Source organism: Kribbella amoyensis, assembly GCF_007828865.1.
In the GTDB taxonomy this organism is placed as follows: domain Bacteria; phylum Actinomycetota; class Actinomycetes; order Propionibacteriales; family Kribbellaceae; genus Kribbella; species Kribbella amoyensis.
The window spans coordinates 2,448,603-2,464,139 of sequence record NZ_VIVK01000001.1; the positions used below are offsets into that span (position 1 = coordinate 2,448,603).

At 71.6% G+C, this 15,537-nt stretch carries 16 protein-coding genes; 10 read left to right on the forward strand and 6 right to left on the reverse strand.

Annotation, left to right across the window (positions count from 1 at the left end; genetic code table 11):
* Positions 1–71: 71 nt before the first annotated feature.
* Entirely contained in the window at positions 72–953 is an 882-nt protein-coding gene (locus tag FB561_RS11700) for a LysR substrate-binding domain-containing protein (protein ID WP_145805950.1), read from the reverse strand.
* Between the two features lie 137 nt (positions 954–1,090).
* On the opposite strand from FB561_RS11700, the gene FB561_RS37845 reads away from it, so the two are divergent.
* A complete protein-coding gene (locus FB561_RS37845; protein WP_170284636.1) occupies positions 1,091–1,252 on the forward strand; it encodes a hypothetical protein in 162 nt (53 codons plus the stop codon).
* A gap of 197 nt (positions 1,253–1,449) precedes the next feature.
* Here FB561_RS37845 and FB561_RS11705 read toward each other — a convergent pair whose 3' ends face one another.
* Genes FB561_RS11705 through FB561_RS11715 form a run of 3 tightly spaced genes read right to left on the reverse strand, consistent with a single transcriptional unit; the run spans position 1,450 to position 2,758 of the window.
* Complete coding sequence (locus tag FB561_RS11705) at positions 1,450–1,725, reverse strand: DUF4235 domain-containing protein (RefSeq protein ID WP_145805952.1); 276 nt, start codon at positions 1,723–1,725, stop codon at positions 1,450–1,452.
* Positions 1,722–2,321 (reverse strand): DUF3618 domain-containing protein, encoded by a 600-nt coding sequence (locus FB561_RS11710; RefSeq protein WP_145805954.1) that lies wholly within the window; start codon positions 2,319–2,321, stop codon positions 1,722–1,724. Before FB561_RS11710 ends, FB561_RS11705 begins: the two co-directional genes overlap by 4 nt.
* A complete protein-coding gene (locus FB561_RS11715; protein WP_145805956.1) occupies positions 2,318–2,758 on the reverse strand; it encodes a phage holin family protein in 441 nt (146 codons plus the stop codon). The genes FB561_RS11710 and FB561_RS11715 overlap by 4 nt, the downstream gene beginning before the upstream one ends.
* Before the next feature lie 140 nt (positions 2,759–2,898).
* Between FB561_RS11715 and FB561_RS11720 the strand changes: the two genes are divergently transcribed.
* Complete coding sequence (locus FB561_RS11720; protein WP_145805958.1) at positions 2,899–3,270, forward strand: glyoxalase superfamily protein; 372 nt, start codon at positions 2,899–2,901, stop codon at positions 3,268–3,270.
* A gap of 84 nt (positions 3,271–3,354) precedes the next feature.
* Here the strand turns inward: FB561_RS11720 and FB561_RS11725 are convergent, their stop codons facing one another.
* Positions 3,355–3,540 carry a hypothetical protein gene (locus tag FB561_RS11725; protein ID WP_145805960.1) on the reverse strand — a complete coding sequence of 62 codons (186 nt, stop codon included), beginning with the start codon at positions 3,538–3,540 and terminating at the stop codon, positions 3,355–3,357.
* A gap of 298 nt (positions 3,541–3,838) precedes the next feature.
* Here FB561_RS11725 and FB561_RS11730 point away from each other — a divergent pair, with 298 nt between their 5' ends.
* Complete coding sequence (locus FB561_RS11730) at positions 3,839–4,015, forward strand: hypothetical protein (RefSeq protein ID WP_238334771.1); 177 nt, start codon at positions 3,839–3,841, stop codon at positions 4,013–4,015.
* Positions 4,016–4,045: 30 nt separating this feature from the next.
* On the opposite strand, the gene FB561_RS11735 is transcribed toward FB561_RS11730, so the two are convergent.
* On the reverse strand, positions 4,046–5,158 hold the full coding sequence (locus FB561_RS11735; RefSeq protein WP_145805964.1) for a serine hydrolase domain-containing protein: 1,113 nt from the start codon (positions 5,156–5,158) through the stop codon (positions 4,046–4,048).
* A gap of 115 nt (positions 5,159–5,273) precedes the next feature.
* Here FB561_RS11735 and FB561_RS11740 point away from each other — a divergent pair, with 115 nt between their 5' ends.
* The 7 genes from FB561_RS11740 to FB561_RS11770 all read left to right on the forward strand — a co-directional run bounded on the left by FB561_RS11740 (position 5,274) and on the right by FB561_RS11770 (position 15,535).
* A complete protein-coding gene (locus FB561_RS11740; RefSeq protein WP_145805966.1) occupies positions 5,274–5,957 on the forward strand; it encodes a GAF and ANTAR domain-containing protein in 684 nt (227 codons plus the stop codon).
* Positions 5,958–6,083: 126 nt separating this feature from the next.
* Positions 6,084–6,902, forward strand: coding sequence for a glycoside hydrolase family 16 protein (locus tag FB561_RS11745; protein ID WP_145805968.1), 819 nt, complete (start codon positions 6,084–6,086; stop codon positions 6,900–6,902).
* Positions 6,903–7,221: 319 nt separating this feature from the next.
* Complete coding sequence (locus FB561_RS11750; RefSeq protein WP_238334772.1) at positions 7,222–9,525, forward strand: MDR family MFS transporter; 2,304 nt, start codon at positions 7,222–7,224, stop codon at positions 9,523–9,525.
* Between the two features lie 58 nt (positions 9,526–9,583).
* Complete coding sequence (locus FB561_RS11755; RefSeq protein ID WP_145805970.1) at positions 9,584–10,897, forward strand: SWIM zinc finger family protein; 1,314 nt, start codon at positions 9,584–9,586, stop codon at positions 10,895–10,897.
* The gene (locus FB561_RS11760) at positions 10,894–12,285 is read left to right on the forward strand and encodes a DUF5691 domain-containing protein (RefSeq protein WP_145805972.1); all 1,392 of its coding nucleotides are present in this window, start codon (positions 10,894–10,896) and stop codon (positions 12,283–12,285) included. Before FB561_RS11755 ends, FB561_RS11760 begins: the two co-directional genes overlap by 4 nt.
* Positions 12,282–13,367, forward strand: coding sequence for an ATP-binding protein (locus tag FB561_RS11765; RefSeq protein WP_145805974.1), 1,086 nt, complete (start codon positions 12,282–12,284; stop codon positions 13,365–13,367). The genes FB561_RS11760 and FB561_RS11765 overlap by 4 nt, the downstream gene beginning before the upstream one ends.
* Entirely contained in the window at positions 13,364–15,535 is a 2,172-nt protein-coding gene (locus FB561_RS11770; protein WP_145805976.1) for a DUF5682 family protein, read from the forward strand. Before FB561_RS11765 ends, FB561_RS11770 begins: the two co-directional genes overlap by 4 nt.
* Positions 15,536–15,537: the final 2 nt, after the last annotated feature.

Sequence of the window (15,537 nt, forward strand, 5' to 3'; positions counted from 1 at the left end):
ATATCTGACCGTATTCCTACCCCGCGGGTGCGAAGTTATGCCTTCAACTTCTGTACAAGTTCGGCACAACCTCAGATTCGGTCGTCGAGGTCCCGCAGAACGGCGAGCGCGGCGGCCGGAGTGTGGTTCGTGTCACGCCACCGGACCGACCACGCGTACGGCGGGACACCGGTGGCGAGCGGCCGGACGGTGACGCCTTCGGGGGCGGGGGTGGAGAGCAGGCCGAGCGCGACGCACTCACCGGACCGGACCAGCTCCATCGCCGAACTGGTCCCGTCCGTACTCGCCGGGTGCCGACGCGGCTGGAACCCGGCCGTCCGGAAGCAGGTCAGGACGAAGTCGTTCCATTCCGGCGCGAAGTCGTCCCGGGGCAGGTAGTGGGTCTCGCCGGCGAGCTCGCGGACCGCGACCGACTCGGCCGTCGCCAGCGGGTGGTTCGCCGGCAGCGCCACGGCGAGCGCCTCGCGCCGGATGACGCGCTGCTGTATCCCGGCCGGGAGGTGCGCGGTGGAGCCACAGAGCGCGAGGTCGAGGTCTCCGCTGAGCAGTCGCTGTTCCTGGTCGCGGCTGCCGCGGCTGCTCACCTCGAGCCGGAGCGACGGCAACTGGTCGCGCAGGCGGGCCAGGACCGCACGGGGTGTGGCGAGATCGGTCTCCAGGACGTCGATCTTGAGCACCTGGTCGTTGCCGGCCGCGTTCGTCGCCTCGGCGATCCCGTCCCGGATCGCGGCCAGTGCTCCCTGTGCGTGCGGGCGGAACGCGCTGCCCGCCGCGGTCAGCGTCACACCACGGGACGACCGCTCGAAGAGCTGGACGCCGAGCTGGCCCTCCAGCCGCCGGATCTGGTTGCTCAGGGCCGGCTGGGACACGTACAGGCGGCGGGCGGCGGCGGTGAAGTTCAACTCCTCCGCCATCACCAGGAAATACCGCACCAACCGGAGATCGACGTCCATGACTTCCTTCACCCACTGCGATGACCCGAGGAGGTGACCGTAGTTCGCCGGTGGGCGGGACGTCGAGTCCGCCGGAACGGACGTGCATGAGTTCGAGGTCAGCGGGTACCGGGGCGAGTCTGCGAAAGGAGGACCCGATGACCGAGCATCCGGCCGGGGACGTCACCGGCGCCGAGCTCGACGAGCCGCTGGTCGACGATCTGATCGACGAGACCCGCGGACCCGAGGAAGATCCGCCGGCGGGTCGTCCGACCGACGATCCCGCCGAGGTACCGCCGGTCCCGGAACCACCGGACTGAACCGGTGTAGCCCCGGCGCTGTCTGCTCAACGCCGGGGCCTTGGGCAACCAGTACTTGCATCCATCCGGTGCCCGCCGACGCCCATTTCATGCGCGATGGGAGGTACGTCACTGACCGCCGCCCGAGTCGAACGCGCAAGAACGCACGAAGGGCGCACCCGTCATCCGGGTGCGCCCTTCGCGTTGTCGGGCCTACTTCAGTTGCCGGGCCATTCGCCGGTCCAGCGTTCGAACGCCTTCGCGCCGCCGCGGTCCACGGCGGCCTTGACCACCGCGTACACCGCGCCCTGCAGCGCCGCGGCGAGCAGCACCTCGCGCCAGCGGTACTCGGCCTGGAGGGCGTCCGGGGCGTCGTCGGCGTCGCTGACCCGGCGCCAGACCTGCTTGAAGATCGCGCCGGCGACCAGACCCCCGACGATGCCGGAGACCAGGCCGAACGGGCGGTACGCGAGCTTGGCGGCCTTGTTGTTCACTTGCGGTGCCCCACGATCCACGCGGCCGCGCCGACTCCGAGAGCCACCGCACCGCCGGCGGCCGCCGTCGCCTTCGGATGCCGGCGGGACATCGCCGGGAGCTCCCTGGCCTTGGCGGGCAGGGCTTTTGCCTGCTCCGGAAGGCTTCTGGCCGACGGCAGGTGCTTCGCCTTCGGTTCCGACTCGTCGCTCCCGCGGTGACCGAGGTTGCCGGCCGTCTCCTTGGCCCGCGCGCTCATCGAGCCCGCCGTCTCCTTCGCCCTGGATCCCATCGCGCCGGCGTTCTCCTTGGCCCGGGAGCCCATCGTGCCGGCGCTTTCCTTCGCCTTCGTACTCATCGAACCGGCCGTCTCCTTGGCTCTGCTGCCCAGACTGCTCGCGGTCTCCTTGACCCGGTGACCGGCGTGGCCCGCGGATTCCTTGATCCGGCGCGGCACGTTGAGTTGCCGGCTCAGCTCCTGCACGGTGTCGGCGAGGTGCTGCCGGGTCAGCTCCAGGTCGGCCCTGAGCGCCTCGGTCTCCGACATCGGCTCCGGGCGCGTGCCGTTCCGCGCCGCGGTCCGGGCGTTCTTGGTGGTCGGCCTCGTGGTGGTCATGCGGTGATCTTCCCTTCCGGCTGGTGGCCCTTCAGTGCTTCCAGGTCCTCGTGCACGCCCTCGACGGCGCGCTGCGGAACGGGCGGAGTTGCCTGGGTGACGTGGCGCTTGCCCAGCAGGGCCGCGACACCCGCGACCGCGAACAGGACCACGGCGACGATCAGAGCCGACAGCCACGCCGGGACCGCGGTGGCGAGACCGAGGATGCCGGCGGCGATCAACGCGCCGAGGCCGTAGATCGCGACGGTGCCGGCGCCGCCGAACAGGCCGACACCGACGCCGGCCTCCTTCTCCTTCAGCTCCGACTTCGCCAGTTGCAGCTCGTCGCGCACCAACCGGCTGACGTCATTGGTCAACTGGGCGACCAGGGCGCCGATGTGCTCGTCCTGTCCGCTCGTGCGGCCGTTCTGCCGGGCCGCGTCCGGATGCGTCGTCATGGTGCCTCCCATGTTCGCGTCACGAACCCGGTACCCAGCCGGGGTGACACCAAGCAAGGCCCGGATTGGTCCCTGCCGGGCGGTAGGTTGCGCGGCAGGGGGCCGATCGCGCCTCCGCGGACTCAAGGAGGGGATGCGCTGTGGACTGGAAGCTCGAACTGGTCTCGGTCCCGGTCTCGGACGTCGACCGGGCCAAGGCGTTCTACGTCGACAAGGTGGGGTTCAACGCCGACCACGACCACCAGGTCAGCGACGAGTTGCGGTTCGTTCAGCTGACGCCGCCCGGCTCGGCCTGTTCCATTGCCCTCGGCACCGGCCTGCCGCAGGCGGAGCCGGGCTCGGTCCGCGGCCTGCAGATCGTCGTCGCCGACGTGGACGCGGCCCGCGCCGAGCTGGCCGGGCGGGGGGTCGAGGTGAGCGACGTGCAGGACTTCCCGTGGGGCCGCTTCGTCTTCTTCGAGGATCCCGACGGCAACGGCTGGGCCCTGCAGCAGCTTCCGGCCTGGAGCTGACCCACGACGGTTGTCAGGGCTCTCCCCGGGTGGGGAAAGCCCTGACAAAGCTGTCGGAATGTCCTTGTCGCCAAGGGGTCCGGCCTACTCCCGCGGGAGTTGTTCGTTCGGGTCCTCGTCCGGGTTCGGTGCCGGCTGGGACAGCGGGCTGTCGTCGCCCGGCCGGCCGCTGATGTCGGGGGTGCCGACCGGGTCGACCAGGTCCGGGTTCTCGTCTGGATCGCTCCCCGGGCCGGTCGGAGGGACCGGCGGGATCGGGTTGGTGCTCATCGCACTGACCTCCTCTGCGTTGACCGGACCCCGGTACCCGGTCGCCGGCGGCTCAAGCCGGCGGGATCAGGTCGCCAGATTCCTACGGTCCGTGGGGCGTTGGTGGTCAATCCTGGTTATCGCTAGGGAGAGTTCACCCAGCGGTTGTACTGTTGCTCTCGGTTGAGCAGTCAGCCGGCGCCGAGCGCGTCGACCGACGCGGTCCCTGTTCGAGGACACGATCATGCCCGACCGGCAGCAGCACAGATCAGCACGACGTCACCGATCCACCTCCGCCCCTGTCCAGAAGTCAGGTGCCATGCCCGTTGCCACCCCCACCGACAACCCTGTCGCGGTCCACGTCCACATCGGCGGCCGCTGGATCGCGGGTCAGGCGCTGTCCGAGCGGACCGCCTCGTCCGGCGGCCACGAGGTCCTGATCAGCCACCACGGCCACCTGGTCTGGATCGACCGGAGCCTGGTCCGCCGTCCCTGACCCCCGGCCGGATCCCTTGCAGGTAAGGGCTTACCCGGCCAGCGTCCGCGCCACCAGCTCGCCGATCCGGACCGCGCTGGCGGACTGCGTCGGGTCGAACCGGGTCCGGGTCAGCGCGAACGCGACGCCGAGACCCCGGTCCGCCCAGGCGACGCTGCCGCCGATCCCCGGCATCCCGAACACGTCCGGCGTCTCCTCCGGCGTCGAACCGAGCCGCCCGACCGAGTAGCCGAGCGCCCAGGTCTCCGTGTGGCCGAGTACCTCGTCAGGCGCGACCAGGGCCGGGCCGGCGATCTCGGCGAGCCGCTCGGGCCCGACCAGCCGGACCCCGTCCACGTCGCCCAGCAGCGCGGCGTACACCTTGGCGACGCCGCGCGCGGTCACGGTCCCACCGGCCGGGATGTCTGCGGTCAGCACCTCGGGCCGGTTCGCGTACGCCGCGCTCGGGGTGACCGCGGCCGGGGCCAGCCGCTCGAACATCGCCCCTACCATCGCCATCATCTCCTCGATCCCCTCGGCGTCCTCGAGCCGGGCGACCCGGTCCACCTCGGTCGCGGGGACGCCGAAGTACACCTCGTCGGCGACGCCCAGCGGGCCGGTGACCTCCTCGGCCAGGACCTGGCCGAGCGGCTTGCCGGTGGCGCGGCGGATCACCTCGCCGATCAGGAAGCCGAAGGTCTGCGCGTGGTACGCCATCTTCGTGCCCGGCTCCCACCACGGCTCGGCCGCGGCCAGTTGCGCGGTCATCCGGTCCCAGTCGGTCAGGTCCTCGACGGTCGTCGTGCTCGGCACCCCGGGCAGGCCGACCGAGTGGGTGAGGACGTGCCGCAGGGTCGCCTTGTCCTTGCCGCGGACACCGAACTCGGGCCACACGTCGGCGATCGGCGCGTCGTACGTGAGCACGCCCCGGTCGGCCAGGACGTGGGCCAGGGTCGCCGTGACGCCCTTGCCGGTGGACGCGCTGTAGAAGGGCGTGTCCGAGGTGACCGGGCGCTTGGTCCCGGTATCGGCCAGGCCGCCGACCGCGTCCACGACCAGTTCGCCGTGGTGGTACGCCGCGACCTGGAGGCCGCTCTCCGCGCCGGAACCGATCAGCTCGTCGATCGTGTCCTGGACCAGGTGCTGGAGGGTGCTGCTGTTCATCGTCTGGGTCCTGTCTGCTCAGGGGATGGTTCACCTCCTGGTCGGACCCGGCGGACCGGCTTTGACATCCCGGCGAACTCCGCAATGGCGCCGGTCCGGACCCTAAAATCGTGCTGTGAACGACGAGGGTCCGGAGGCTGCCGACGTCTTCGCCCAGCTCGCGGTCGAACTGCACGAGGAGGGCGGCGTCGACGAGACGGTCGAGGCGGTGCTGCAGTTCGCCCTGCAGGCGGTGAGCTGCAAGAGCGCGGGCGTCCTGCTGGTCCAGCTCGACGGTCGGCTGGAGACGCTCGCGGCCACCGACGACCTGGTCGAGCAGTGCGACCGCCTGCAGATCGAGACCGGTACGGGCCCGGCGCGCGAGACGATGGACGAGGACACCGTCCTGATCGCGGACACGGCCGCCGACGAGCGTTGGCCGGTGTGGTCGGCCAAGACAGCCGCGCTCGGACTGGGCAGTCTGCTCTGTGTCCGGCTGCACGCCGGCGGCATCACCCTCGGGGTGCTGCAACTGTTCGCCGCCGAGCCGGACACCTTCGACGCCGACGACGACGCGGTCGCGCACATCCTGGCCCGGCACGCCTCCGTCGCCCTCGCCAGCGCCCGTCAGGAGGAGTCGCTCTGGCAGGCGATCGACGCGCGCAAGCTGATCGGCCAGGCGCAGGGCATCCTGATGGAACGCTTCGGCATCGACGACGGCTTGGCCTTTACCGTCCTGCGCCGCTACTCGCAGGACTACAACCTCAAGCTCCGCGACGTCGCCCAGCGCCTGATCGACACCCGCCGCCTCCCGGACTGACCTGGTCCTGGGTCCTGGGCTCTGGATCCCGGGCTCGGGCCCGGCTTCGGTGAGTCATCGAATTGTCATTGTCCGTCCCTACCGTGAAACCCGTCAGTGGGGGATCGCGCGGAAGGAATCGACTGGATGAGAACCGTAAGGATCAGAGCCGTGGTCGCGGTCGCCGCACTCGCGCTGGCCGCCATTGGGCTGTTCGTGGTGCGACCGGCCGGCGACGCAGTGGCCCAGACCGCGGACGACGGCACGGCCGCGACGAAGTACAACTGGGGTACGCCGTTGCCCGGGTCGGACGAGTTCAACTACACCGGTGCGCCGGACGCGAGCAAGTGGGGCGTGTACGGCGAGGGCGGTGACGAGGGCGGCGCCGGCTCGAACTGCTGGCCGGGCCACTCCGGCAACGGCCGCCGGTGCGCGAGCGCGAACACGGTCACGGGTGAGTACCTGCGGCAGACCGGGCTCGAGAACGGCGACACCGCGGGCCTCGCGTCCAAGACCGACCAGAAGTACGGGCGGTGGGAGGTCCGGGCCCGGATGGCCGCCGACTCGGGGGCGAGCGGCGATCCGTACCACCCGGTGCTGATCACCTGGCCGCAGAGCGACGAATGGCCGGCCGGCGCGGAGTACGACTTCCTCGAGGTGAACGTCGGCGACTCGGGCGCGGGTGCGTTCCTGCACTACCCGAACCACCAGCCGAAGGTGCAGGAGCACGCCGAGAAGGCGGGTGTCGACCTGACCCAGTGGCACAACTACGGGTTCGAGTGGACCGCGGACGGGCTGGTCGGGTTCATCGACGGCGAGGAGTGGTTCCGGTTCGACCAGGACTGCATCCAGTGCGCGCCCGGGCCGATGCACCTGACCATCCAGCTGGACAACTTCTTCGGCGCGGGCGGCCTGCGGAAGGCCTTCTTCGACGTCGACTGGGCCCGCATCTACGCGGCGCCGTGAACTGAGTCGCGCCGGACCTCCCGCGCGGACCGAATCGGTGGAGGCCCCGGCAGGGCCCTGACTGCTCTGCCGGGGCTTCCGTGCTGTTGATTGCTCAACAGCTCGGCGATGGTACGTCCTGATAAGCCCTGGCAAAAGGGTTCGTCTCAGCCGGTGATCGGGTGGCCACCCGGGGTGTGGTCGCTGACAGCGCGGGATTATCGTTGGCTACTGCAACCAAATAGGCTCGGGTGAGGACCTGCCGGCCGTACTCCGCCCCGGGACAGCCCAGCGCTGTCCCGGCCGAACGACGCGCGCAGCGAGGACGGATCCACCCCCGATGTCTGTCACCGAGACAGGCGAGCTCACGGCGCCATCCGCCGGGCCCGCCACCGCACGACGACCGCTCAGCCCCAGTACCCCACTGGACCCCGCGCCGGCCGCGGCGAACGGACCTGCGAACGGATCGGCCGCACCGCCCGATCCCGGGCTGACCCATCGGGAGATCCTCGAGATCCTGGCCGGCCTGCTGGCCGCGTTGTTCACCGCGGTGCTCAGCTCGACCATCGTCAGCAACGCGCTGCCGACGATCATCGCCGACCTCGAGGGCAGCCAGACGCAGTACACCTGGGTGATCACCGCGAGCCTGTTGGCGATGACGGTGAGCACGCCGGTGTGGGGCAAGTTGTCGGACCTGATGAGCAAGAAGGTGCTCGTCCAGGTCTCGATCGTGCTGTTCGTGGTCGGCTCCGCGCTGGCCGGGATGGCGCAGACGGTGCCGTTCCTGATCGGCGCCCGGGTCCTGCAGGGGCTCGCGATGGGCGGGTTGATGGCGCTCGCGCAGGCGATCATCGGGGCGGCGATCCCGCCCCGGGCCCGCGGCCGGTACTCGGGCTACATGGGTGCCGTCGTCGCGGTCGCGACCGTCAGCGGCCCGTTGCTGGGTGGCGTCATCGTGGACACCGCGTGGCTCGGCTGGCGTTGGTGCTTCTACGTCTGCGTCCCGCTCGCCGTGATCAGCCTGATCGTGCTGCAGCGGTACCTGCACCTGCCGCTGGTCAGGCGCAAGGTGAAGCTCGACTACCTCGGCGCGGTCCTGATCGCGGGCGCGGCCAGCCTGCCGCTGATCTGGGTGTCGTTCGCGGGCGAGCACTTCCCGTGGAAGTCGCGGGAGACCGCGCTGTACCTCGGCGGGACCGCGGTGCTCGCGTTGCTGGCGATCCTGGTCGAGGTGAAGGCGAAGGAGCCGCTGGTCCCGCTGGCCGTGGTCCGGGAACGCACCACGGCGCTGGCGATCGTGGCCAGCGTCGCGGTCGGGATCTCGATGTTCGGCGCCGCGGTGTTCCTGGGCCAGTACTTCCAGATCGCCCGCGGCTACAGCCCGACCGAGGCCGGGCTGCTCAGCGTGCCGATGATGCTGGGCTCGTTCTTCGGCTCGGTGGGCGCCGGCCAGCTGATCACCCGGTACGGCAGGTGGAAGCGGTACCTGGTCCTCGGTGCGCTGCTGCTGATCGCCGGGCTCGGGGTGCTCGGCACGATCGACCACACCACCGAGTACTCCGTGGTCGGGGCCGGCATGCTCGCGATGGGGATCGGTATGGGCATGCTGATGCAGAACCTCGTGCTCGCGGTCCAGAACACGGTCGACGTCAGCCAGGTCGGCGCGGCGAGTGCGACGGTCACGTTCTTCCGCAGTCTCGGGGGCGCAGTCGGCGTCTCGGTACTCGGGGCCGTCCTCGCGAACCGGGTGACCGATTTGATCGAGACGAACGTGCAGGCGCTCGGTCCGTCCGGTGCCCAGGCCGCGCAGGCGATGCAGGGTGACTCCGGCGGGAGCGTGCTCGACGTGGGGTCGCTGCCGCCGGTACTCGGGGACATCGTGCGGCACGCGTACGGGGACGCGACCGGGCGGATCTTCCTGATCGGTGCGGCGGCTGCCGTGATCAGCTTGCTCGCGGTGCTGTTCATTCGTGAGGTGCCGCTGCGGCGGACGGTCTCGATGGCCGAGGACGAGGTGGATCTCGCGGCGGCCGCGGCACCCGGCGCCGGCAGCGCGGGCGTCGTCCCGGCGGCGGCTGATCCGGCCGAGGAGTCGGCGCGGGTGGCGCTGGACGTGATCACGTCGGCCGAGCGGACCGCGTTGGAGCGGGAGCGGGCGGCGGACGAGCGGGTCGAGGCGGCGGCGACCGTGATCCGGCAGATGCGCACCGACGTCGCCGATCTGTTCACCCGGGTCGACCAGCAGATCGCGGACCTCGAACGGAACCTGCCCGGTGTCCCGGCGGACCATCCGATGGCGCCGGTCCTCGCCGCGCAGCCGCAGGACGGCGAGTGGGTCGACGAGCTGCGGCGGTACGAGCTGAGCGTGCTGAGCGCCAGCCAGCGCACCGCCGACCATCTCCGCGAGGTCGCCCAGGCCGACGCCGACGAGCTCCTCGCCGCGGCCCGAGCCGAAGAAGAAGCCATCCGCCACCGCATCACCGAACTCCAAGCCGTCGAACACCACCTCCTCGCCACCGTCCGCACCGGCCTCACCGCGAACCCCGCTCACCAGCCCGCGCCGACGGCGGCTGGTGCGGATACGCAGCGGGGTGGGAACGGGTATCCGGGAGCGTACGGGTCGGAGCAGGAGGCCTTCGGTTGAGTTGTCGGGGGTAGGTGGCATGCTCTCGATCTACGGGTAGTTGCGAGAGCGGAGTGACGTGGGGGCTTGGGATACGGAGCAGGTGCTCGCGCTGGCGCCTGATCCTGCCGCCGCGAAGGCAGGACAGGCGCAGGCACGGGTCGCCAAGTGGTCGGACGCCGGCCGCTCGGAGCACGCGCTCTGGGGGTACTGCCAGGGCAGCGGCAAGAAGCCGTATCAGACGATGGTGGACCTGAGCGGGCCCGCGTTCCGGTGCTCCTGCCCGAGCCGCAAGTTCCCCTGCAAACACGCCCTTGGCCTGATGCTGCTCGGAGCAGCCGGCGAGCTCACCGCGACCGGCGAGCCCGACTGGGTGGACGCCTGGCTGACCGAGCGCGCCGGCCGGGCCGAGCGTGCCGCCGAGCGGGCCGAGCGCAAGCCCGGAGAGGTCGCCGATCCCCTCGCGGCGCAGCAGCGCGCGTCCCGGCGAGCCGATCGGGTGTCCGCCGGGATGGCCGAGCTGCAGAGCTGGCTGGACGACCAGGTACGCCGTGGCCTCAGCGGCTTCGAGCAACGCGGGTACGGCGAGCTCAGCCGCCTCGCGGCGCGCATGGTGGACGCCCAGGCCCCAGGTGTGGCCGGTGCCGTACGCCGAGCCGCCGGCGTGGTCGGGCGAGGACACGACTGGCCCGGCGAACTCCTCGAAGAGCTGTCGCTGATCCACCTGACCGTGTCCGCGCACAACCGGCTCGCCGAGCTCCCACCGTCGTTGGCGGACACCGTGCAGACCCGCATCGGCTGGACCGTCGAGACCGCGCGAGTCCGGGCCGAGGGCGAGAAGGTGGAGGACGACTGGCTGGTCCTCGGACGCGTCGTCGAACCGGACGAGCGGCTCACCGTCCGCCGTCTGTGGTTGCGTGGGGCAACGACTGGACGGCTCGCCCTGATTCTCGACTTCGCCGCCGCCGGCCGCCGACTGGAGCCGCTCCCCGCCTGGCCCGGGGAGTACGTCCCGGCCGTGCTGTCCTTCTACCCCGGCGCCCTGCCCCTTCGTGCCCTGCTCGACCAGACCGCGCCACGGATGCCGGCGCCGAAGCCGCACGGTCTCACCGCGCGCCAGGCCCTCGCCGCGTACGTCGAATCCCTCGCAGCCGACCCGTGGAACGAGCGCTGGCCCCTTGTCCTTCAAGGCGTTCGCCCGGCTCGGTACGGCGAGGGCTGGGCGCTGGTCGACGAGTCCGGTGACGCGTTGGAGATCCTGCCGTTCGTGGATCCGTGGAAGCTGCTCGCCGTGTCCGCGGGGGAGCCGGTCACCGTCGCCGGTGAGTGGAACCGGGCCGGCTTCCGGCCGATGACGTGCTGGGACAGCGATCGGGCGGTGATCGTGGCATGAGGGGCTGGGACGGGCTGGTGAGCTCCGCGTTGCTCGGGACCGAGCGACGGCCGCCGCAGTTCGCGGAGTTGCCGCCGTCGATCCAGGAGCAGCTCGGCGAGGACCCGGGACTGCTCGATGCGGCCGCGCTGGCGACGCTCTACCATCGCGCGGGACGCCTTCCCCTGCAGGGAATCGCGCCGCTCCCGGTGGCCGAGGGCGAGGACCGTCCGTTGCCGCGGCCGAACGCGATCCGCCGGCTCACCGCGATGCTGGGCGGCTTCCAGACCGCGGCGCTCGGGGAGTGGCTGCGGATCGCGACCGAGAAGGGCTGGGGGATCCCACCCGAGCACCTCCCCGCGTTGGCCGACTACGCGCGCGGCCGCTCGGAGTACAGGCGGTTGGTCGTCGAGGCGGCCGGGCGCCGGGCCGGGTGGCTGGCGGATCTCAATCCCGAGTGGCGGTTCCTGCACCAGGCGGTGAACGACGATCCGCAGGTGTGGACGCACGGCAACGCGTTGCAGCGGCGCAGCTGGTTCCGCCGGTTGCGGCAGCGCGATCCCGGGACCGCGCTCGACGCGTTGCGTGAGGTCTGGCCGACCGAGCCGGCCGCGGCGCGGACCGAGTTCCTGAGTGAGCTGACTGCCCAACTGAGCAAGGCGGACGAGGAGTTCCTGGAGGCCGCGCTCGACGATCGCTCCAAGGAAGTGCGCCGAGCCGCCGCGAAGTTGCTGGCGCGGGTGGAGGGCTCGCAGTACAGCGAGCGGATGGCGGAGCGGGTCGCGTCATTCGTGACCGAGGAGCGTGGCCTTCTCACGGTCACGTTGCCGCCGCGTATCACCAAGGCGATGGAGCGCGACGGTATCGACCCGCAACCGCATCCGGGATTGGGCCGCCGGGCTTGGTGGTTGCGGCAGCTGATCGCCGCGGCGCCGTTACCCCCACCACGACTGCTGGATCTGCCGGTCGAGGGCGTCGGCTTCGAGGTGCTGCAGACGGCCTGGGCCGAAGCCGCGGTCCGCGAGCGGAACGTGGACTGGGCCCGCGCCCTGCTCACCAGCAACGCGTCCACGGACAACCGGACCGCCGAGCTGCTGCGCCTGTTGCCGGACGAGGAGTGGCCCGCCGTGATCGAGCAGTTGCGCAAGACGATCGACCTCGGCGACCTGGTCGGCGGACTGCCGGTGCCGTGGCCTGCCCCGCTGGGCGTGCTCGTGCTCGACCAGCTGCGCAAGGCCGGTACAGCGCGGAGCTTCGCGCGGCTCGCGAGTACGGCCGCGCGCGCGGTACCGGTCGGGGTGCTGACGCATCCGCTCGTCCGCGAACCACCCGGCGAAGAGGACACCTGGCGCTCGCGCCTGATCGAGACCCTGAATTTCCGTCGTGAGATGTACGAGGAGCTGTCATGACGACCACCGCAGTGATGCGCCCGCACGCCGAGGACGAGTACGCCGGTGAGCTGACCGCGCTGGCGGCCGCCGACGACCGGCCCCGGCCGCCGGCCTGGCGGCTGTCCCCGAGCGCCGTGGTCACGTACCTGCTCGGCGGGCAGGCCGGGGACGTGGAGATCAGCCCCAAGTACGTCGGTCCGCGGCGGCTGGTCGAGGTCGCCGTCGCCACCCTGGCCACCGATCGCGCGCTGCTCCTGCTCGGCGTCCCGGGCACCGCGAAGACGTGGGTCAGCGAGCACCTCGCGGCCGCGATCAGCGGTGACTCGACCCTGCTCGTCCAGGGCACCGCCGGGACGGCCGAGGAGGCGATCCGGTACGGCTGGAACTACGCGCAGCTCATCGCCCAGGGCCCGAGCGAGGCGGCCCTGGTCCCGAGTCCGGTGCAGCGGGCGATGGCCGAGGCGAAGATCGCCCGGATCGAGGAGCTGACCCGGATGCCGTCCGACGTCCAGGACGCGCTGATCACCGTGCTGTCGGAGAAGGCGCTGCCGATTCCGGAGCTGGCCACGGAGATCCAGGCGCACAAGGGATTCAACGTCATCGCGACCGCGAACGACCGGGACAAGGGCGTGAACGAGTTGTCCAGCGCGTTGCGGCGCCGGTTCAACACGGTCGTCCTGCCCTTGCCCGACTCGGCGGACGACGAGGTGGAGATCGTGTCCCGCCGGGTGGCCCAGCTCGGCTCGGCCCTGGAACTGCCGCAGCACGACACCGCGCTGGACGAGATCCGGCGCGTGGTCACCGTGTTCCGCGAGCTGCGGTCCGGGCGGACCGAGGACGGCCGCACCGCGGTGAAGTCGCCGTCCGGCACCCTCTCCACGGCCGAGGCGATCAGCGTGGTCACCGGCGGACTCGCGCTGGCCGCGCACTTCGGCGACGGCGTGCTCCGCTCGTACGACGTGGCCGGCGGCATCCTCGGCGCGGTGGTGAAGGACCCGTCGGCCGATCGCGTGGTCTGGTCGGAGTACCTGGAGACCGTGGTCCGCGAGCGGGACGGCTGGTCGGACTTCTACCGGGCCTGCCGGGACATCGCCGGATGACGGTGAGCCTGTTCGGGATCAGGCACCACGGGCCGGGGTCGGCGCGGGCGCTCGCTGCCGCCCTGGCCGAGCGGGGTCCCGATCTCGTCCTGATCGAGGGGCCGCCGGAGGCCGACAAGATCGTCGGGCTGGCCGGGGATCCGGAGATGGTGCCGCCGGTCGCGTTGCTCGCGTACGCGGCGGACGACTCGACCCGGGCCGCGTTCTGGCCGTTCGCGGTGTTCAGCCCGGAGTGGCAGGCGATCCGGTACGCGCTGGCGGCGGGGATCCCGGTGCGGTTCTGCGATCTGCCGGCCGCGTACCAGTTCGGGTCGCGTGGAGGCGAGCGCGGGATCGCGATGGACCCGCTCGCGACGCTCGCCGCGGCCGGTGGGTACGACGATCCCGAGCGCTGGTGGGACGACGTGATCGAGCACCGGCGGGACGGAGCCGAGCCGTTCACGGTGATCGCGGAGGCGATGGCCGAGTTGCGGCGCGACGAGGAACCGGTCGGCCGCGAGGCGCAGCGCGAGGCGTACATGCGGACCGTGCTGCGCAAGGCGATGAAGGAGGGGTACGAGCGGATCGCCGTGGTCTGCGGGGCCTGGCACGTCCCGGCGCTGACCGCACCGTTGCCCCCGGCAACACGCGACGCCCGGATCCTGAAGGGCCTGCCGAAACGCAAGGTCGCCTGCACCTGGGTGCCCTGGACCCACGGCCGGCTCGCCGCGTCCAGCGGATACGGCGCCGGCGTCACCTCACCGGGCTGGTACCACCACCTGTTCACGGCACCGGACCAGGTCACCGCGCGCTGGCTGACCAAGGTCGCCCAGGTGCTGCGCGCCGAGGACCTGCCGGTCTCCAGCGCGCACGTGATCGAGGCGGTCCGGCTGGCCGACACCCTGGCCGCGTTACGGGAGCGGCCGCTCGCCGGGTTGAGCGAGGTCACCGAGGCGACCCGGTCGGTGATGTGCGGCGGCAACGACGTGCTGCTCGACCTGGTCACCCGCGAGGCCGTCGTCGGCGAACTGCTCGGCACGGTGCCGTCCGAGACCCCGCAGGCTCCCGTGGCCGCCGACCTCGCCGCGCAGGCTCGCCGTCTGCGGCTGAAGCGGGACGCGGTCGAGCGAGTGGTCGACCTCGACCTGCGGAAGCCGAACGACCTGGAGAAGTCCCGGCTGCTGCACCGGTTGCGGATCCTCGGTATCGACTGGGGCGAGCCGACCTCCGACGAGCGGCGGAGCCAGGGCACGTTCCGGGAGATGTGGACGCTGAGCTGGGACCCGGGGCTCGAGGTCGACCTGGTCGCCGCCGGCGCGCACGGGACGACCGTACTCGGCGCCGCCACGTCGGTGATGCTCGCCGCGGCCGCCGACTCGTCGACGCTGGCCGAGGTGACTTCCGCCTTGGAGCGTTCGCTGTTGGCCGATCTGGCGGACGCCCTGCCGGATCTGCTGGCGGGCGTGGACACCCGGGCCGCGAAGGACGCCGACGTGGGCCACCTGATGGCCGCGTTGCCCGCGTTGGCGCGCTCCGCGCGGTACGGGGATGTCCGCGGCAGCGATACCGGTGGGCTGACGGCCGTGGCCGAGCGGATGGTGGCGCGGGTCTGCGCCGGACTCGGGCGGACCGTCCACGGTCTCGATCCGGAGGCCGCGGCGAAGGTGCTGGAGTTGATCGACGGCGTCCAGGACGCGACCGCGTTGTTGACCGAGACGGTGCGGGACGAGTGGTTGCGGACGCTGGAGGGGTTGAGTGGCCGGACCACCACGCCGCCGTTGATCGCGGGCCGGCTCACCCGGTTGATGCTCGACACCTCTCGCGTCGAGGCCGGCGAGGTCGCGCTGCGGCTCGGGCGGGCGCTCTCCCCGGGCACGCCGACCGCCGACGCCGCGGGGTACGTGGAAGGCTTCCTGGCCGGTGGTGGGTTGCTGCTCGTGCACGACGAACGGCTGCTGGCGTTGGTGGATTCCTGGCTGGCCGGGATTCCGGACGAGGCGTTCGTCGAGGTCCTGCCGTTGCTACGCCGGACCTTCGGGACGTTCGCCCCACCGGAACGCCGGTCCATCGGTGACCGGGCCCGTGCACTCGGGACCGGTGGTCCGCGGATCGTTGCCGACGACATCGACCTCGACGCCGAGCTGGCCGCGTCGGTGCTGCCGGTCGTAGCCCGATTGCTGGGGGTGTGAGC